Raw genomic sequence first — 18328 nt, 5'->3', positions numbered from 1 at the left:
ATTATCAATGTATGAAATTAAAGGGCATCATCACATTTCAATGGTTACAAAAAACGGAAGTGAGAATAATCACTTTTATAAAAACGTACTTGGTCTACGCCGTGTGAAAATGACGGTAAACCAAGATGACCCGTCTATGTATCACTTATTTTACGGAGATAAAACAGGAAGTCCAGGTACGGAATTATCATTTTTTGAAATGCCTTTAGTAGGAAAAACATACCGTGGTACGAATGCAATTACTCGAATTGGATTACTCGTTCCGTCAGAGGAAAGTTTACATTACTGGAAAGAAAGATTTGAGAATTTTGATGTAAAACATAGTGAAATAACAACATATGCAAATCGTCCTGCTTTGCAATTTGAGGATGCGGAAGGTCTTCGCCTCGTGCTACTCGTTTCAAACGGAGAAAAAGTAGAGCACTGGGAAACGTGGGAGAAATCAGAAGTTCCTGCACAGCATCAAATTCAAGGAATGGGTTCAGTGGAAATGACAGTGCGTAGACTTGATAAACTGGCGAGTACACTAACAGACATATTTGGTTATACAGAAGTTAGCCGAAGCGATGAAGAAGCGATTTTCCAGTCTATTAAAGGAGAAGCCTTTGGAGAAATCGTTGTGAAATATTTAGATGGTCCTACTGAAAAGCCGGGCCGCGGTAGCATTCACCATTTAGCAATTCGTGTAAAGAACGATGCAGAGCTAGCTTATTGGGAAGAACAGGTGATACAAAAAGGTTTCCATTCTTCAGGCATTATCGACCGTTTCTACTTTAAAAGCTTATACTTCCGCGAATCAAACGGAATCTTATTTGAAATTGCGACAGATGGACCAGGATTTACAGTTGATGGAGATGTAGAACATTTAGGAGAAAAACTGGATTTACCGCCGTTCTTAGAAGAAAAGCGAGCAGAAATTGAAGCGAAATTAGCACCTATTGAAGAGAAGTAATAGAAGAGAAAATATACAATTTAAAACCATTGGAGGAATATAAAATGAACCAATTAAAAGGAATTCACCACGTTACAGCAATTACAAGTAGTGCAGAAAAGAACTATGAGTTTTTCACTCACGTTTTAGGAATGCGTTTAGTTAAAAAAACAGTAAACCAAGATGATATTCAAACGTACCATTTATTCTTTGCAGATGATAAAGGTAGTGCAGGAACAGATATGACATTCTTTGACTTCCCAGGTGTTCCAAAAGGAGTACATGGTACAAATGAAATTTCAAAAACTTCATTCCGCGTTCCAACTGATGAAGCATTAACGTATTGGGTGAAACGTTTTGACCGTCTTGAAGTGGAGCATACAGGAATTAAAGAGCAATTTGGTAAGAAAACTCTTTCGTTCGTTGATTTTGATGATCAACACTATCAATTAATCTCAGATGAATTAGATAAAGGGATAGAATCAGGTACACCGTGGCAAAACGGTCCAGTTCCATTAGAATATGCGATTACTGGCTTAGGACCTGTCTTTATCCGCATTGCAAACTTTAGTTTCTTTAAAGAAGTGTTAGAAAAAGTTCTATTATTTAAAGAGATTGCGCAAGAAGGAGAATTCTATTTATTTGAAGTAAACGAAGGCGGAAACGGTGCTTCTGTTATTGTAGAACATAATACGGTTCTTCCTGAAGCACAACAAGGATTTGGTACAGTGCACCATGCTGCATTCCGCGTAGAAGACCGCGCTGTATTAGAAGAATGGATTGAGAGAATCGGTAGCGTTGGCCTTCCGTCATCTGGATATGTAGATCGTCACTTCTTCGAATCATTATACGCAAGAGTAGCACCGCAAATTTTATTTGAATTTGCAACAGACGGCCCAGGATTTATGGGAGATGAGCCATACGAAACACTTGGCGAAAAATTATCATTACCTCCGTTCCTAGAGCCAAAACGTGAAGAAATCGAAAAATTAGTTCGTCCAATTGATACAGTAAGAAGCACGAAGGAATTTATTAAAGAGTAACAATAGAGAGAATAGGTAGGAGAGCAAGTAGTTTTAGCGGAGTGCTGGAACTGCTTGTTTTTTTATTTAGGTAATTATCAAAGTGGATAATCTTTATAAAATAATTAATGAATTGTCAGTTAATTATGGAGAAATATTTATTTGTAGGATGATCAAAATGTATGTTTGAATTTTCTGTTATTATTTATAGAAGAGTACATAACAGATGATTAGGAGGGGTTTCATGATTACATCTACTACAAACGAAAAACTGACGCAGCTATTGAATGAATGGTATCTAGAGATTAGATCAAGACGTATAAGTAATGCAGAACGTCTAAAACAAGAACTTGATTTTAAATTTACTAAACTAAAAAAAGAGACTGGAGAAGGTTTGCAGGACCAAAATCTATTACTTTATTATTATTTGCTAGAATTTCGATATAACTATTTAATAGATAATCTAGGCTTATCTCAAGAGAGTTTTAACAAGATAGATTCGTTTGATCAACCAACAGATAATTTTTTAACTTATTATTATCACTTTTTTAAAGCAATACATGTTAGTGAGTTAGGAAATTTTCATCTGGCTAAAGAACATTATGAAAAGGCTGAAAGTTTTTTGAAGTATGTTCCTGATCAATTAGAAAAGGCTGAATTTTATTATAAGTTAGCTACATTTCATTATGATATACAACAAGCTTTGGTATCTATTAAACATGCAACGAAGGCAAAGGATATGTATTCAAATCATGATGGATATGAATTAAATGTAGCTTTTTGTGATAATATTTTAGGCTTAGCCTGTATGAACTTAAAGGAATGGGAATTAGCTGAAGAGCATTTCACAGCTGCTATGGATCAATTCCAAAAAATTGGTGAAGAAAAATTTATTATTATGGTTCGTCATAATTTAGGATGGATGTATTCTACGCAAAATTTATCTGCATTGGCAATTCGTTATCTTACTGAAGTAGTAGAAAAATCTCCTCAACATTATAAAGCTCTTTATGTAAAAGCAAAAGAGCATTACAAGTTAAAAGAGCATGAGATTGCAAATAAGCTTATAGAAAAAGGATTGAAGATTTGTAGAGATTCGAAAATTGAAGGCTATCAACACCATTATGAAATTTTAAATGCATTAAATCAAGGTGTAAAAGCGGAAGAATTAGAGGGTATTATTCTTAGAGGAATTACGTATTTTGAAAGAGAAGAGTTATATGATTATACTCAGGAGTATCAGGAAAAATTAGCAGTGAAATTTTATGCAGAAAACCTTTGGGAAAAGGCAAGTAAGTATTTTTATTTTAGTAAAAAAGCAAGGGAAAAACTTTTTGATAAGGGGGCTTTAAAATGAAAAAAATAGTAATCAAATTGTTAGGGATTGTAACAGTATTTACACTGACTTTAGGGGTGTATAGTTCAACAGATCATCAAAAAAGTCCAACACTAATGAAAGCTGAACATGGGGATTATGGTGGCTAAAAGAGAAAAAGGGATCTCACAATGAGGTCTCTTTTTTCTTTTTAGTTATAAAAGAATTGACTTACTTTAAATGTGTAACTATAATAGTTACAAAACGAACATCATTAATAGAAGTAAGCAATATTTTTTTAGTATAATTGTAACTAAAGTAGTTACAATTAAAATTAATCATAAAACAACCAAATAATGTAAAAACTTTAAATAGCAACAAGAGAAAGGAGACGGGAATTTTGAAACGGTTTAAATTTTATTTTATTAGCGGTATTGTGCTCGTTTTGTTAATCGTATGTAACTTCGTTGATAAGCCGATTGCGAAAGTTGGAGAAGTGAAAAATACTTTTATGATGAAGCTGAATACGAAAGAGAGTATGGCGCAAATTGATGGACAGACGATTTATTTTAAGCAAATTGGTGAGGGGAAGCCGCCTTTACTTATGCTGCACGGATTTGGTGGTTCATCTGATGGATTTAGTGATATTTATCCGGAACTTGTAAAGGACCATACGATTATAGCGGTTGATATTTTAGGGTTTGGTCGTTCTTCTAAGCCGGTTGATTTTCAGTATTCGTTTCCTGCGCAAGTGAATTTATATTATAAGTTAATGAAGAAACTCGGATACGATCAATTCGCAGTACTTGGTCATTCGATGGGCGGAGAGATGTCTCTAAATTTAGCGTATTTATATCCGGATGCAGTAACGCATCTCGTTTTAGCGGATTCTACAGGGATCGAGTCTTTCCAGCAAAAAGAAAGCTATGAAGTGCCGCCGCTCTCAACGGACTTACAAACTGTAACAGAGATTACAGATTATAATAAAAATGCAGTGAAAAATAGTCGCGACAATAAAGAGCATTATGATCAGCTTACGAAAATGAGAGAGCGCCGCATCGCGATGGAAGCAGATAAAATTAAGGTGCCGACTTTAATTATATGGGGACGACACGATAAGAGCGTTTCTTGGAAAAATGGTGAACTGTATCATCAGCTATTTACGGATAGTACGTTCCATATCATTGAAAAAGGATACCACGCACCGTTTCGCCAGGAACCAATAGAGTTTATGGAATATGTACAAGCGTTCTTCGCGAAGAATCCGCAATAAAGTGAAACTTTAATCAGGGGGGGTTCTTCATCCCCCACTGATTATCAGCCCTCACCAATCGGACTTTTATGGGCAGCCGGACCCCCACCTAAATTCTTTGCTTTCGCTAAATTTTGAGGTGGGGGTCTTACTGCCCATTAAAGCGGGATAAATTTTAAGCATAAATCCACTTCTTTCCTCATACAGTGAAACTAATAAGGCTTGTCTAAGGAAAGGAATGAAGTACAGTGGAAACTTTACCATGGTGGGTGTATCTTGTAATCGTCGGGATCGTATTAAGTGGCTACATGGTTTTATATACTTCAAAAAAAGAGCAAGAGATGGATAATGAGTTTATCGAAAAAGAAGGCGAAGTGTATATGAAGCGTTTAGAAGAAGAGCGAGAGAAACGGAATCAGGATAGTGATAAAGATTCGGTATTGCTTTAATAGAAATTTTGAAAGGCTACCACCTAGTAGAACTTTACATCTAGGTGGTAGCCTTTTTTCTTTTTGGGGAGCATGTATACGAAATTCATCATGAACCTTTATTGATGGTATTTATATATATGTTTCCTCATAAGAATGGAACTAGCGCAGTATCTACGGGGGGGATTAACAATGCATAGGGATGAAACATCATTACATCCTGATACGGGTGTTACGTCTGTAATGTTTGTTGAGCGTTCATTAAATGAAATTCGTTTTTGGTCTAGAATCATGAAGGAGCATTCTTTTTTTCTTCGCTTAGGGTTTAGATGTGAGGATACTCAACTAATCGAAGAGGCTAATCAATTTTATCGATTGTTTGAACATATCGAACAAATAGCGCATTCCTATACAAATGAAACAGATCCTGAGCAAATAAAAAGATTTAATTCAGAAGTACAACAAGCCGCAACTAATATTTGGGGATTTAAACGAAAAATTTTAGGGTTAATTCTCACATGTAAATTGCCAGGACAAAATAACTTTCCATTGTTAGTTGACCATACGAGTAGGGAAGCTGATTATTTTAGAAAACGTTTAATACAATTAAATGAAGGGAAATTAGATGCTCTTCCTGATGCTATTATTAAAGAAAATGTTTTCTTTTTAAGGATTATGGCAGACCATGCTAAATTTATTGGTCATCTTCTTGATCCATCGGAAAGAAAGCTTGTAGACACAGCACGGAATTTTAGCAATGATTTTGATGAATTGATGTATCAAGCAATTGACTTAGAATCTATGAAACCACAATCTCAAACAGTCCCACTTTTAGATCAATTTTTAGATCAAAATCGTGTGTCGGTTGCATCTCTTCGGGATTTTAAGAAAACAGCACGTGATTTAATTGAGCAATGTAAAATAAAGAGTATCATTCATCCATTATTAGCAGACCATGTTTTCCGTGAAGCTGATAGATTTCTTGAAATCATTGATATGTTTGATACTCATCTTACAAATATTCAATCACCACCTAGATATTAAAAGATAAGGAAAGATACTATTTTACTTTCAGCTGAGAAGTTAACAGTTTATGGTTAGCTTCTTTTCTTTGTGATTAAAATTTCTTTTCGTTTAATAAATTTCCCTGTAAAGACTACATAAATCCCTTTGACCAAATATGTAATTCTTTGTAAAATGATATATGGAAAGATTATGAATATACAGGAAATCTATGGATAGTAGATACTGATAAATTATTTGGGAGAATTTATTAGTTAAGTATATTAACTTGTTTGCACTATATTTTACAAATAAAGGGGTATTAGTAATCATGAAAGCAAAGAAATTAGTAAGTTTAGCGTTACCAGTTATGTTATTGAGTGGTTGTATTACAATTGAAACTGATAGTAAGAAAGCCGAACCAAAGAAAGAAGAAACGCAAAAGGTAGAGAAAGAGAGCAAGACTGCTGAAAAAGAGAGTAAGTCAACTGATAGCAAGAAAGAGGATAGCTTATCTGTAGCGAAAGGTGAAGGTACAAATAGTAGTTCATCAAGTAGTCAACAAAGTTCTTCTTCTAGTTCTTCAACTGGTAAGGTAACTGGCTCAGATGTTGAAAGGTACAAGGCAGATATTATAAACAGTGCCACTCAAATTGAAGATACAATGAAATTAATTGAAGGAATAGCAGATTCAGACGTAAAATCATACAAACAAAAGAAAAGTGAAGTACAACTGAGTTTAGGTGGAGCAAAGGCAACTGCAACGAAACTGAAGAATCTACAAGCGCCTCCTGAATTACAGGGAGAACAAGCAAAGATAAAGCAATCGATGGAACTGTATGCGGATTGTTTTCAACTTCTCTTTGATGCATTAGACCAAGAAGACGAGAGTAAAATGCATCAATCATTAAGTAAAGCACAAGAAGGCTCAAAACTGTTTGAAGAAGCAGCTAAGAGTATCGGTAGCAAAACTAACTAAGAATAAATTACTTAAAGGGGTATGAGGTATGAAAGTGAAGAAACTAATAGCTGCTGCAGTTCCAGTTGCCATATTATTAAGTGGTTGTGTTACAGTAAAAGATTCAGCAAATAAAGAAGAAAAGACAGAAGAAACAAGTAAATCTAAGGCTGCTGAAACGAAAGAAAAATCAACTAATTCGAAAGAAGAAAGTAAAGATGTTCAAAAGGTTCGAGTTTTAGATGAAGATTATGCACAATATTTATTAGACATTGAACAGGATATGTTAAGACGATTTGATTACTATGATGCTTCTGTAAGAGATTTGAGAAATGGAAGTAAATCAAAAGCTGAGGTATTAGATAGTATTAAAGACATCTATAAAGTATTTGATAAGATAGAAAAGATTTACGCACCGTCAAAACATAAAGAAGATCAAAAAGAGATTGAAAGAGCGACAGGTAAACTAAGAGAGACATTCAGTGAAATAGAGAAGTTATTCAACGATAAAGGCTTCAGCTTAGAGACTGATAAGGAAATCTTAAATAAAGCAAATACAAAACTAGAGGAAGCAAAACGTATTTGGAAACCTACATTTGATAAGTTAAGATCCGAAATAAAAGGTGATACAGCCACAGAAAAATCTACTAGTGCAACAAGTAGTTCTACATCGACAAACCCAACTACTGATAGTCAGGCTCAAACAGATAAAAGCCAAGCTAAAACAGGGGTATTTGTAGGTACAGTTGGTACAAGTGAAGAGTTAGGAATTAGTTATGGAAACATGGAGAAGAACATTAAAGATGGTACTGAGATTATTGGGAATTGGGGTATTGATTACGGTAATGGCATAAAAACTACGCTAGTACTAAAAGGTGATAAAACATTTGAATCCTATGCGAATGGTTCTTATCCGAATAAAGATAATTACCTAACAGGAACATATGCGGTAGATGTTCCGTCATTCCAGTTATCCTTAAAAGTAACAAAAGCAGTTAAAGACGGTCAAGAAGTAAAGTTAACAAATGATAGTATGATGTATAAATTACAAAACTATGATGGAAACACATTACAAATTTATCATATGGATGATAATGTTCGTATTCGATATGCAAAACAATAAATAGTTGGCAAAAAACTCTGTAAGAAATTTTACAGGGTTTTTTGTTCGTTCTAATTATATTTCTTCGTTAATTTCCCTGGCACTATCCATATTAGTATAAGTTGAGAAATCAACAAAACGATTTTCTTTTTGGAGAATGATAAGGAGGGTAATCAGAATAGTGATAAGGATTCGGTTTTATTATAATTAGAGAAGAGTGGATAACGTCTTGTTATCCACTTTTTTATTTCTTGAAATATATCGACGATTCGACATAGGATATCGACTTATCACACGAAACGACAATAGTAAGGGGCGCAATTATTGTTCGGGAAATTATTATAGAAGAAAAGTATATAAAACCAGCGTGATATAAAGTATGAAATAGCGCCATTTCAATATGTAACGCAAAAGTTGCACCACCTACGCAACGACAACTCGCTTTACTCTTCATCCGTTATTTGACCATACTAGACGGAGAGAGGTGATAAACACAGTATGATTTTTAGTGAACGTTTAAAAGAAGAACGAGAAAAACGAAATTGGTCGCAACATGATTTGGCTGAAAAAATTCATGTAAGTAGGCAGTCTGTTTCAAAATGGGAGACGGGAAAGAACTATCCGAGCATTGAAATTATTATTCATTTAAGTGATCTGTTTGGTATTACGATTGATGAGTTGCTAAGGAGTGATGAAGAGTTGACGCAAAAAGTAATTAACGATAGTAAACAGTTAGCATATCCAAAATGGAAGGTGTTTTTCGATAGTTTATTTATGATGGGCGTATTTTTATTTATTACAAAAATCGTTGTATGGATGCTAAATAAGTTTGCCGGAGCGAGCATTACACTTGTAGCAGATGCACCATATGTAATGAATTTTTTACCTCTCATATTAATGGTCATAGGTGGTACGGCTTCTGATAAGTTGAAGAAAATATATACATAATGAAAGAAATCCCCTTCACTAGCTGTTCTTTCCACTCAAATTGTGTACTATAAAGAATAGACAGGAAGGGGATATAGAATGGAATTTCATGAACAGAAGATTTTGCCGGCAGTGAGGCAAATTAAAGATTTGGAAAAGCTATTACATAGTTCATATGAGTATATTGTTATTTTAGATATTCATGTTGGTCAATTGAAGAGTGTTGTGTCACTTGCGAAGCAGCATAGTAAAAAGGTGTTTTTACATGTTGATTTAATCCATGGATTACAAAGTGATGGGCATGCGACGGAGTTTTTATGCCAAGAATATAAACCGTACGGGTTACTGTCGACAAAGGCGAGCGTGATTATGAAGGCGAAGCAAAAGGGTGTCGTCTCAATTCAACGCATCTTTTTAATTGATTCTAGCGCGATGGAAAAGAGCTGTAATTTGCTAGAAAAGACGAAGCCGGATTATATAGAGGTGCTCCCTGGTGCGCTAACGGATGTGATTGCTGAAGTGAAAGAGCGTACTGGTGTCCCGATTTTAGCGGGTGGTTTCATTCGTACTGTGCAAGATGTTGAAAGAGCTTTAAGTGCTGGTGCGACAGCAATTACGACATCAAAAAAAGAACTATGGAAACATTACCAAAAAAAGTGACGAAAATGTGAAAAAATTCTATTGACACCGCTTTCATGAAAGGTTAACATTATAGACAAGTTAATAAACGTGACGGAGAAAAGAAGAGATCCACATTTTATTGTTTCTATATATTTTTATATAGAAGCATGTAAGCTGTGGATCTTTTTCTTTTGAAAAAACGAATGGCCATTCATTTTACCTCTATCACATTTGAACGCATTTAAATTGATTGTGGAGGGATTTTATGTCAGCATTTTTAGGGGAATTAATAGGGACAGCGTTGTTAATCGTACTTGGTGGCGGCGTTTGTGCTGGTGTAAGTTTAAAGAAATCGTTTGCGAAAGATTCTGGATGGATTGTCATTACAATGGGCTGGGGCTTAGCGGTAGCGGTAGCAGCGTACGCGGTTGGATCAATTAGTGGGGCACATTTGAATCCAGCTTTAACGATAGGACTAGCATTTAAGGGAGCGTTCCCATGGAGTGACGTACCAGGTTATATCGCAGCACAAATGATTGGGGCAATTATCGGGGCAGTTATCGTATATTTACATTACTTACCACACTGGAAAGAAACAGAAGATCCAGGAACAAAGTTAGGCGTATTTGCAACAGGTCCAGCAATTCCGAACACATTTGCAAACCTTTTAAGTGAAATGATTGGAACATTCGTTTTAGTATTTGGTATATTAGCAATTGGAGCAAATAAATTTGCAGATGGATTAAATCCATTTATCGTAGGTTTCTTAATTGTAAGTATTGGTTTATCATTAGGTGGAACGACAGGATACGCGATTAACCCGGCTCGTGATTTAGGTCCGCGTATCGCACACTTCTTCCTTCCGATTGCAGGAAAAGGCGGTTCGAACTGGAAGTATGCATGGATTCCAGTAGTTGGTCCAATTTTAGGTGGATCACTTGCAGGATTATTCCATCAAGTTGTATTTGAAGGAAAACAAAATGCAGCACTTATTTATGTGATTATTGCAACTGTGATTGTACTAGCAATCTCTTATATGACAAGTAAAAAAAGTGAAAGCAATACAAATAGTAGAAAAGTAGCATAGGGGGAAACCATTATGAAAAAATATATTCTTTCTTTAGACCAAGGAACAACTAGCTCACGCGCAATTCTTTTCAATAAAAAAGGTGAAATTGTTCATTCAGCTCAAAAAGAGTTTACACAACATTTTCCAAAGCCAGGCTGGGTAGAGCATAACGCACAAGAAATTTGGGGATCTATTTTAGCAGTTATCGCAACTTGCTTAAGTGAAGCAGATGTAAAACCAGAACAAATCGCTGGTATCGGTATTACGAACCAACGTGAAACAGCGGTTGTATGGGATAAAACGACTGGAAAACCAATTTACAACGCAATCGTATGGCAATCTCGTCAAACAGTTGAAATTTGTGATGAGCTAAAAGAAAAAGGTTATAGCGAAATGGTTCGCGAAAAAACAGGTCTTTTAATTGACGCATACTTCTCTGGTACGAAAGTAAAATGGATTTTAGATAATGTTGAAGGTGCAAGAGAAAAAGCAGAAAACGGCGATCTATTATTCGGAACGATTGATACGTGGCTTGTATGGAAATTGTCTGGCGGTAAAGCGCACGTAACGGATTACTCAAATGCATCACGTACATTAATGTTTAACATTCACGACTTACAGTGGGATGATGAGCTTCTAGACATGTTAACAGTGCCAAAGAGCATGCTTCCAGAAGTACGTCCATCATCTGAAATATATGGCGAAACAATTGATTATCACTTCTTCGGTCAAAATGTACCGATCGCAGGTGTAGCTGGTGACCAACAAGCAGCATTATTTGGACAAGCTTGTTTCGGTGAAGGTATGGCGAAGAACACATACGGAACTGGTTGCTTCATGTTAATGAACACAGGTGAAAAAGCAGTAGCTTCTGAGCATGGTCTATTAACAACAATTGCATGGGGTATAGATGGTAAAGTAAACTATGCATTAGAAGGAAGTATTTTCGTAGCAGGTTCTGCAATTCAATGGTTACGTGACGGAATGCGCATGTTTAAAGATGCAAGTGAGAGTGAAGTATATGCTTCTCGCGTTGAATCAACTGACGGTGTATACGTTGTACCAGCATTCGTAGGATTAGGTACACCATACTGGGATAGTGAAGTACGCGGCGCTATGTTTGGTGTAACGCGCGGTACGACGAAAGAGCATTTCATTCGTGCAACACTAGAATCTTTAGCGTACCAAACGAAAGATGTATTATGTGCAATGGAAGCAGATTCAGGTATTGAACTGAAAACGTTACGTGTTGATGGCGGAGCGGTTAAAAATAACTTCTTAATGAAGTTCCAAAGTGATATTTTAGATGTTCCTGTAGAGCGTCCAGTAATCAATGAAACGACAGCTTTAGGTGCAGCATACTTAGCTGGTCTTGCGGTTGGATATTGGAAAAACCAAGATGAAATTAAAGAACAGTGGCATATGGACAAACGCTTTGAACCAACGATGGAAGCGGAAACAAGCGAAGAGCTATATGCTGGATGGAAAAAAGCGATTGAAGCAACAAAAGCTTTCAAATAATCATAAACAGTGTTATAATGGTGACAAGTTAATAATTCGGTAGGAGATTTGGAGAGACCACAACACGCTATAGAGGCGAAATCTATAGCGGAGTTCGTGGTCTCTTTTTTCGTTATCAAAGGGAGGAATTACCATGAAATTTTCAAGTAAACAACGTAAAGACGTATTAAACGGAGTAAATAAACAAGAGTTAGATGTGATCGTAATTGGTGGAGGTATTACTGGTTCTGGTATTGCATTAGATGGGGCAACACGTGGGTTATCAACAATTGTGTTTGAAATGCAAGACTTTGCAGCAGGTACATCAAGTCGTTCAACGAAGCTTGTACACGGTGGTCTACGTTATTTAAAACAACTTGAAGTGAAAATGGTAGCAGAGGTGGGGAAAGAGCGTGCGATCGTATATGAGAACGGTCCCCATGTAACAACACCAGAGTGGATGTTACTTCCGTTCCATACAGGCGGTACGTTCGGATCATTCAGTACATCAATTGGTCTTCGTGTATATGACTTCTTAGCAGGCGTAAAACGAAGCGAGCGCAGAAAAATGTTTAACCGTGAAGAAACATTAAACAAAGAGCCTCTTGTAAAAAAAGAAGGACTAAAAGGCGGCGGTTACTACGTAGAATATCGTACAGACGATGCGCGTCTTACAATTGAAGTAATGAAAGAAGCGATTGAACACGGTGCGAAAGCTGTTAACTACGCAAAAGTAGACAGTTTCTTATATAAAGATGGAAAAGTATGCGGTGTACGTGTAATCGATTTACTAGATGGCGAAGTATATGAAGTGTACGGTAAGAAAATTGTAAACGCAGCTGGCCCTTGGGTAGATACACTTCGTGAAAAAGATAACTCGAAAAAAGGGAAAGTACTTCAGTTATCAAAAGGTGTGCATTTAGTAATTGACCAAAAACGTTTCCCATTAGGGCAAGCTATTTACTTCGATACACCAGATAAACGTATGGTGTTCGCGATTCCTCGCGGCGGAAAAACATACGTAGGTACAACAGATACGTTCTATGATAAAGACGCAGCTGTACCGCACATGACAACAGAAGATCGCACATATATCATTAATGCGATTAACTACATGTTCCCAAGTGTGAAAATTACAGAAAAAGATGTGGAGTCAAGCTGGGCTGGTGTACGTCCATTAATTTATGAAGAAGGTAAGAATGCATCTGAAATTTCTCGTAAAGATGAAATTTGGACTTCTGAATCTGGTTTAATTACAATCGCTGGTGGTAAATTAACAGGATACCGTAAAATGGCTGAAATGGTAGTAGACTACGTAACGAACTTACTACAAAAAGAGGGTCATAGTGCATATCCGAAGAGCGACACGAAACATATGCCAATCTCTGGTGGACATGTAAGTGGTTCACACGGATTCCCAGCATTCGTTGCGAAAAAAGCAGACGAAGGTACGAAATCTGGTTTAACGAAAGCACAAGCAGAAGAATTCGCGAAATTCTATGGTTCTAACGTTGACGTACTGTTCAACTTAGCGAAAAAACATAAAGACGAAGCGAAAGAATACAACATGCCGCTAGACGTTCTAATCCCACTTGTATACGCAATGGATTACGAAATGACAGCAAAACCAGTTGACTTCTTCGTACGCCGCAGAGGCGCTGTGTTCTTCAACATCCACTGGGTATACGAGTGGAAAGAAGCAGTAATCAACTACATGGCTGCGAAACTAGGCTGGAGCAAAGAAGAGCAAATGAAATACACAGCTGAATTAGAAAAAGCATTAACAGACGCTGTCATTCCTGTAGATCAACAAGAACAAGCAGCTGCATTAGCGTAAAATAGAAAACCGCCTGAAGGGGAACCTTTAGGTGGTTTTTTGTCTTGACTAAAAATAATTAGAATGTGTTACAATGATGGTAGAGTATATAGTATGAATTTTGCATAAAATAAAGAAGACAGAAGCCTGAGAAACTTCTGCCTTGTGTAACCTAACTTACTATTGTGGTGGTAGTAGATGCGGTTATAAGACAATTACATTAACGTTTTAGCCGAGAACCGCCCTTACCTTTTCCACGAAGCAGGGTGGTTCTCGCTTTTTTGTATACAGAAATTAGCCACGGACCGACGTATCTTCTACCGATGACAACGCCAGCTCCGGTTAGGATACCATACACTAATTTAATTACAAACATCGCGATCATTTTATCACCTCCCCCCTTTTTCAAAATGGAAGAGATGATTATCACACCTACTAGTTATAGCTTATTAAGTTACATTTCAATTGTATTATGTTTTAAAATAGGGAACAAGACAAATGAATACGGATATGAGGTGCAGCATGAAAAAATTAATTACTTATGATTCTGAAATTCAGATGGCATATCTGTATGTAATTCCATTCACTTCAGAAATTGAGATTGAATCGACTGAAGAGTTGGAAGAAAATCCAAAACTGAATGTAGATATAGATCAATTTGATCGTATAGTGGGGATTGAGTTTTTTGGGGAGAGTGCTGATAAATTAAAAGAATTAACAAATAGGAGTAAAATATATAAGAAGAAAACTTCAAATGATAATAAATACATATACTCATTTAGACTTTCTCAAGATACTCATTTGCAAAAAGTGTTATTTCAAAACGTTGTATTTTATTTTGCAGATAAGAAGTATGAAGAATTTATTGGTTTTGATATTATTAAGCCATCTTTGTATGGCCATGAAATATTAGATTCTTTAAGTGAGTGTTAGGAGGGAAGAGGACTCAATGAAATGGGTTCTCTTTTTCATTTAGCGATGAGGGGAATTTTGACGATAGAAAACTAACACAAAACCCTTATCACAAACTTAAAGAGCGCCTTGGGAGAGAGGCGCTCTTTAAGTAAATGTATTATAATGACTATTCGGTTTATTATATGTAAGTAGCTGGAAAGTGTTTTATAAAAATATTATTGCCATCCGTATTTTTTTATGAATTTATAAAAATTTTCCATACAGTGCGTCGTCTAATATATGGGAAGGAGGAAATGATGTGGATGAATTAACGGTAGAAGCGTTTGAAATAGAAGATAAGGAACTCCTTATCGATGAAATCATGAACAAGTATGGACAAGAAGTCTTACAACTTGTGTATTCATATGTGAATAATAAAGAGGTTGCTGAGGATGTAACGCAAGATATATTTGTGAAATGTTATAAATCTCTTCATACATACAAAGGGAAGTCGAATGTGAAAACGTGGTTATGGAGAATTGCGATTAATCAATGTAAGGACTATATAAAGAGTTGGTATAACAAAAAGGTGATCGTGGCAGAGGATGAATCTGCTTATATTGGGGTTCAAAATGATAGTGTCGAACAAATTGTCATTCAAAATGCGGAGGACCGTGAGCTCGCTTCTGCAGTAATGAATTTACCGATAAAATATCGAGAAGTTATTTATCTATTTTATTATGAAGAATTATCAATTAAAGAGATTGTTATTGTAATAGACGTGAAAGAAAACACGATAAAAACGAGACTGAAAAAAGCGAAGGAGCTTTTGAAGAAAGGATTGGAGGAGTAATCAAATGGAGGATCGATTAAAAGGCCTGCGAAAATCAATGGAGAATACAACGTTTAAACATTTGAGTTTTTCCGATCAACATCGAAAGCAGGTGCGCGAAAAAATCAATGCTTCAAACGAAAAGGAAGAGGATATCTCTTTAGCTATTTTACAACTCCTCAGTAATGAAAAAACAGGATACGAATTGTCACAGCTGCTAAGAGGGAGAGGGATTCGAAAATTCGAAGGAAATGAAGGTTTTTTATATACCGTATTACATCGTCTAGAACAGAATTGTTTTATTCAATCAAGTTGGGATCATGAAGGAGCGAAATATTATCAATTAAATGATAAAGGAAGAAAGATGCTGCGAAAGGCGGAGAAAAATGCTACGAAGGTACAATTTATATTAAAAGGCTTAGTACAGGAGTGAGGCGAAATTGAATAAAAAAGGGGAGCGTTTTGTAAGCGAAGTTACGAATCATATTAAATCAAAAGAAGCAAAGAGCTTTGTAGCAACTGAACTAGAGTTTCACTTAAAACAGGCGAAGAACACATGGACAGAAAAAGGTTTAAGTGAGGAAGTTGCTGAAAATAAAGCTGTGGAACAAATGGGAAGTCCAATTAAACTAGGGCAGGAGCTTAATAAACTGCATAAGCCAAAGGTGGATTGGTTCTTACTTATTTTATTAGTGGCTGCTATGGGGTTAGGGTTTTTACCGGTTATAGCTTTTGGATATATGAATGATTTACTAATGAATAAAGTGATATCTGTTATTCTCGGTATTGCAACAGTTGTAGTTATGATGCTGACTGATTATCGGAAATTAGAAAGATTAGGATGGCTATTTTATACAATTGGTGCATTTATTTTGTTAATATTAAATTGTTTTCCGAGTGCTTACGTGAATGGAGAACCGTTAATAAAAATTGGTCCCGTTGCAATTGGTCGTTTAATGGTATTGCCGTTCTTTTTTCTAGCTTGGGCTTCTTTTTTCAATAATAGTAGGTTGAAAGTTAGATACTTTGTGGCTTTATATTTATTTTCTTTGTATTTATTTTTATTTGGATCAGATATTTCAACAATTTTTATTTATATCACGATGGTATTCGTTATGCTTTGGTGGAGTAAGTTAGGAAAGAAAAAGGCATTGATTATTACGGTTGTACCCATTTGTTTATTTATTATTAAGGTATCCTTTTCCATGGTCTCAGCAAAAAGATATTACTTGGAGAGATTTTTAGGGTATATAAATCCAGAGAGTGATGCACATGGCGCAGGGTTTATGTATATACGTTTAAAAGAGGTAATGTCGTCAGCAGGTTGGTTTGGTACAGCTGGAGATACAAAGTTCATCCCTGCTGCGGATACTGATTTTGTGTTTGCAAGTTTGACTTACTATTATGGGTATTGGCTTGCGCTCATTCTTGTCTTCGTTCTTTCTCTTTTTGCAGCAAGATTAGTAGTCATATCTTATAAAATAAATGATCGGTATGGTAAATTGCTACTTGTTGGTGGAGTGACTCTTTTTGTATTCCAGTTCATTTATAATGTTGGAATGATACTAGGATTATTGCCGCATGCTGCTATATCCTTACCTTTTATTAGCTACGGATTAACGCCGACTGTATTTCATGCGCTTATAATGGGGATTGTGCTGAGTGTATATCGACGTAAAGATATGTCGTTTAGAATGAGAAAAACACCTTGATACTTATTATAAGTTGTATATGAAATTCATTATTTGGCACAAGTGGAAATGAAGATATTTTAATTGCTTTTTTAAATGCGATGTTACAGGATTCTTTAGAATCACCCATTGTTTCGTTACAATTTGCAGATCCACATTTACACAGGGAACATGAAGAAGATAAGTTATCTATCTTAGATATTTCAGCTACATTAGACACAGGAACAAAAGTCAATGTAGAAATACAACTCAATAATAATCATGATATGATTAAACGCAGTTTATATTATTGGGGAAGGCTATACACATCTCAACTTCAAAAGGGAATGCCATACAGCTCTCTTCATAAAACAATTACAATCAATTTGTTAAATTTCGTTATGTTTCCTGAATACGAGGCATTCCACACAACAGGAGTTTTATGGAATCGACAACAACATAAAATGTTGAGTAGTGATATCGAAGTTCACATTGTAGAGATTTCGAAACTTATGCAACAGTGGCGGAATGAACAAGTAAATCCTTGGGAAGATTTGTTTGTTCGTTGGTTATTATTACTTCCGGCAAACGAGGATGAACAACTAACCCAAACATTGGAGGACATTGCGATGAACCAAGATCCGATTTTACAAAAAGCGATGAATAAATGGGAGCGTATGAGTCAAGATTCTTCTTTCCGACAAGCATATGAGGCAAGAGAGAAAGCTTTGATGGATGAAGCTGCAAAGTTCGCTCATGCTCGTAATGAAGGAAAGAAAGAGGGGATTGAAGAAGGTAAGATTCAATTAATTCGTGGAATGCATAAAAATGGAATGACAATCGAAGATATTGCAAAGTTTACAAATTTACGTTTAGAAGAAATACGAAGCATTTTACAAGTCTAAATGATAAAAAGAACACCTCCATTAAATTTGCATACTTAATATGCGAATTCGGGAGGTGTTTTAATATGTGTCCCGTTTTCGGGG

General features: G+C 35.8%; 19 protein-coding genes and 1 pseudogene. 19 read left to right on the top strand and 1 reads right to left on the bottom strand.

Features of this window, described 5'->3' with window-relative positions; translation table 11 throughout:
- Nucleotides 1–7 precede the first annotated feature (7 nt).
- From ACLBWW_RS19720 to glpD, 14 genes are all read left to right on the top strand, one after another.
- Nucleotides 8–952, top strand: a complete 945-nt coding sequence (locus ACLBWW_RS19720; RefSeq protein ID WP_098048978.1) for a ring-cleaving dioxygenase — start codon at nt 8–10, stop codon at nt 950–952.
- Between the two features lie 44 nt (nt 953–996).
- Nucleotides 997–1974, top strand: a complete 978-nt coding sequence (locus ACLBWW_RS19715; protein WP_098048976.1) for a ring-cleaving dioxygenase — start codon at nt 997–999, stop codon at nt 1972–1974.
- Nucleotides 1975–2197: 223 nt separating this feature from the next.
- Nucleotides 2198–3310: a response regulator aspartate phosphatase gene (locus ACLBWW_RS19710; protein ID WP_098633534.1), complete on the top strand. Its 1113-nt coding sequence runs from the start codon at nt 2198–2200 to the stop codon at nt 3308–3310.
- A complete protein-coding gene (locus tag ACLBWW_RS19705) occupies nt 3307–3438 on the top strand; it encodes a hypothetical protein (RefSeq protein WP_080492516.1) in 132 nt (43 codons plus the stop codon). The genes ACLBWW_RS19710 and ACLBWW_RS19705 overlap by 4 nt, the downstream gene beginning before the upstream one ends.
- A gap of 230 nt (nt 3439–3668) precedes the next feature.
- On the top strand, nt 3669–4541 hold the full coding sequence (locus tag ACLBWW_RS19700) for an alpha/beta fold hydrolase (protein ID WP_447614185.1): 873 nt from the start codon (nt 3669–3671) through the stop codon (nt 4539–4541).
- A 227-nt stretch (nt 4542–4768) separates the two neighbouring features.
- Nucleotides 4769–4969, top strand: a complete 201-nt coding sequence (locus tag ACLBWW_RS19695; RefSeq protein ID WP_000449229.1) for a sporulation YhaL family protein — start codon at nt 4769–4771, stop codon at nt 4967–4969.
- A gap of 171 nt (nt 4970–5140) precedes the next feature.
- Nucleotides 5141–5992, top strand: a complete 852-nt coding sequence (locus ACLBWW_RS19690) for a DUF2935 domain-containing protein (protein WP_098633536.1) — start codon at nt 5141–5143, stop codon at nt 5990–5992.
- Between the two features lie 289 nt (nt 5993–6281).
- Entirely contained in the window at nt 6282–6929 is a 648-nt protein-coding gene (locus tag ACLBWW_RS19685) for a DUF7018 domain-containing (lipo)protein (protein WP_098633537.1), read from the top strand.
- A 28-nt stretch (nt 6930–6957) separates the two neighbouring features.
- Entirely contained in the window at nt 6958–8031 is a 1074-nt protein-coding gene (locus ACLBWW_RS19680) for a DUF3994 domain-containing protein (RefSeq protein ID WP_098633538.1), read from the top strand.
- Between the two features lie 477 nt (nt 8032–8508).
- Nucleotides 8509–8958 carry a helix-turn-helix domain-containing protein gene (locus ACLBWW_RS19675; RefSeq protein WP_048545388.1) on the top strand — a complete coding sequence of 150 codons (450 nt, stop codon included), beginning with the start codon at nt 8509–8511 and terminating at the stop codon, nt 8956–8958.
- Nucleotides 8959–9036: 78 nt separating this feature from the next.
- Nucleotides 9037–9597, top strand: a complete 561-nt coding sequence (gene glpP / locus ACLBWW_RS19670; RefSeq protein ID WP_000394296.1) for a glycerol uptake operon antiterminator GlpP — start codon at nt 9037–9039, stop codon at nt 9595–9597.
- 226 nt (nt 9598–9823) lie between these two features.
- Nucleotides 9824–10645, top strand: coding sequence for a glycerol uptake facilitator protein GlpF (gene glpF, locus ACLBWW_RS19665; RefSeq protein WP_048545386.1), 822 nt, complete (start codon nt 9824–9826; stop codon nt 10643–10645).
- Nucleotides 10646–10657: 12 nt separating this feature from the next.
- Nucleotides 10658–12148 carry a glycerol kinase GlpK gene (gene glpK, locus ACLBWW_RS19660; RefSeq protein WP_000760000.1) on the top strand — a complete coding sequence of 497 codons (1491 nt, stop codon included), beginning with the start codon at nt 10658–10660 and terminating at the stop codon, nt 12146–12148.
- A gap of 133 nt (nt 12149–12281) precedes the next feature.
- On the top strand, nt 12282–13964 hold the full coding sequence (gene glpD, locus ACLBWW_RS19655) for an aerobic glycerol-3-phosphate dehydrogenase (RefSeq protein WP_048545385.1): 1683 nt from the start codon (nt 12282–12284) through the stop codon (nt 13962–13964).
- A 199-nt stretch (nt 13965–14163) separates the two neighbouring features.
- On the opposite strand, the gene ACLBWW_RS19650 is transcribed toward glpD, so the two are convergent.
- Nucleotides 14164–14328, bottom strand: a complete 165-nt coding sequence (locus ACLBWW_RS19650; protein ID WP_000561154.1) for a hypothetical protein — start codon at nt 14326–14328, stop codon at nt 14164–14166.
- A 137-nt stretch (nt 14329–14465) separates the two neighbouring features.
- On the opposite strand from ACLBWW_RS19650, the gene ACLBWW_RS19645 reads away from it, so the two are divergent.
- The 5 genes and pseudogenes from ACLBWW_RS19645 to ACLBWW_RS19625 form a co-directional block, all read left to right on the top strand.
- Nucleotides 14466–14876 carry a DUF2283 domain-containing protein gene (locus tag ACLBWW_RS19645; RefSeq protein ID WP_048545384.1) on the top strand — a complete coding sequence of 137 codons (411 nt, stop codon included), beginning with the start codon at nt 14466–14468 and terminating at the stop codon, nt 14874–14876.
- A 280-nt stretch (nt 14877–15156) separates the two neighbouring features.
- The gene (locus tag ACLBWW_RS19640) at nt 15157–15690 is read left to right on the top strand and encodes a sigma-70 family RNA polymerase sigma factor (RefSeq protein ID WP_447614184.1); all 534 of its coding nucleotides are present in this window, start codon (nt 15157–15159) and stop codon (nt 15688–15690) included.
- 4 nt (nt 15691–15694) lie between these two features.
- Nucleotides 15695–16102, top strand: a complete 408-nt coding sequence (locus ACLBWW_RS19635) for a PadR family transcriptional regulator (protein WP_048545380.1) — start codon at nt 15695–15697, stop codon at nt 16100–16102.
- 7 nt (nt 16103–16109) lie between these two features.
- The gene (locus ACLBWW_RS19630) at nt 16110–17381 is read left to right on the top strand and encodes an FtsW/RodA/SpoVE family cell cycle protein (RefSeq protein WP_447614183.1); all 1272 of its coding nucleotides are present in this window, start codon (nt 16110–16112) and stop codon (nt 17379–17381) included.
- A 29-nt stretch (nt 17382–17410) separates the two neighbouring features.
- Nucleotides 17411–18244, top strand: a pseudogene (locus ACLBWW_RS19625) (Rpn family recombination-promoting nuclease/putative transposase); the annotation flags it as partial.
- Between the last annotated feature and the right edge of the window lie 84 nt (nt 18245–18328).

It is taken from the genome of Bacillus sp. M5A3_1b, assembly GCF_053345335.1.
Note: the sequence above shows the minus strand (reverse complement) of the source record. Positions and strands in the feature narration are given on the sequence as shown.

Excerpts from the sequence above, each read along its gene's own strand:
- ACLBWW_RS19720 (WP_098048978.1), top strand. The coding sequence starts at position 8 with ATGTATGAAATTAAAGGGCATCATCACATTTCAATGGTTACAAAAAAC.
- ACLBWW_RS19715 (WP_098048976.1), top strand. The coding sequence starts at position 997 with ATGAACCAATTAAAAGGAATTCACCACGTTACAGCAATTACAAGTAGT.
- ACLBWW_RS19710 (WP_098633534.1), top strand. The coding sequence starts at position 2,198 with ATGATTACATCTACTACAAACGAAAAACTGACGCAGCTATTGAATGAA.
- ACLBWW_RS19705 (WP_080492516.1), top strand. The coding sequence starts at position 3,307 with ATGAAAAAAATAGTAATCAAATTGTTAGGGATTGTAACAGTATTTACA.
- ACLBWW_RS19690 (WP_098633536.1), top strand. The coding sequence starts at position 5,141 with ATGCATAGGGATGAAACATCATTACATCCTGATACGGGTGTTACGTCT.
- ACLBWW_RS19685 (WP_098633537.1), top strand. The coding sequence starts at position 6,282 with ATGAAAGCAAAGAAATTAGTAAGTTTAGCGTTACCAGTTATGTTATTG.
- ACLBWW_RS19680 (WP_098633538.1), top strand. The coding sequence starts at position 6,958 with ATGAAAGTGAAGAAACTAATAGCTGCTGCAGTTCCAGTTGCCATATTA.
- ACLBWW_RS19675 (WP_048545388.1), top strand. The coding sequence starts at position 8,509 with ATGATTTTTAGTGAACGTTTAAAAGAAGAACGAGAAAAACGAAATTGG.
- glpP (WP_000394296.1), top strand. The coding sequence starts at position 9,037 with ATGGAATTTCATGAACAGAAGATTTTGCCGGCAGTGAGGCAAATTAAA.
- glpF (WP_048545386.1), top strand. The coding sequence starts at position 9,824 with ATGTCAGCATTTTTAGGGGAATTAATAGGGACAGCGTTGTTAATCGTA.
- glpK (WP_000760000.1), top strand. The coding sequence starts at position 10,658 with ATGAAAAAATATATTCTTTCTTTAGACCAAGGAACAACTAGCTCACGC.
- glpD (WP_048545385.1), top strand. The coding sequence starts at position 12,282 with ATGAAATTTTCAAGTAAACAACGTAAAGACGTATTAAACGGAGTAAAT.
- ACLBWW_RS19650 (WP_000561154.1), bottom strand. The coding sequence starts at position 14,328 with ATGATCGCGATGTTTGTAATTAAATTAGTGTATGGTATCCTAACCGGA.
- ACLBWW_RS19645 (WP_048545384.1), top strand. The coding sequence starts at position 14,466 with ATGAAAAAATTAATTACTTATGATTCTGAAATTCAGATGGCATATCTG.
- ACLBWW_RS19635 (WP_048545380.1), top strand. The coding sequence starts at position 15,695 with ATGGAGGATCGATTAAAAGGCCTGCGAAAATCAATGGAGAATACAACG.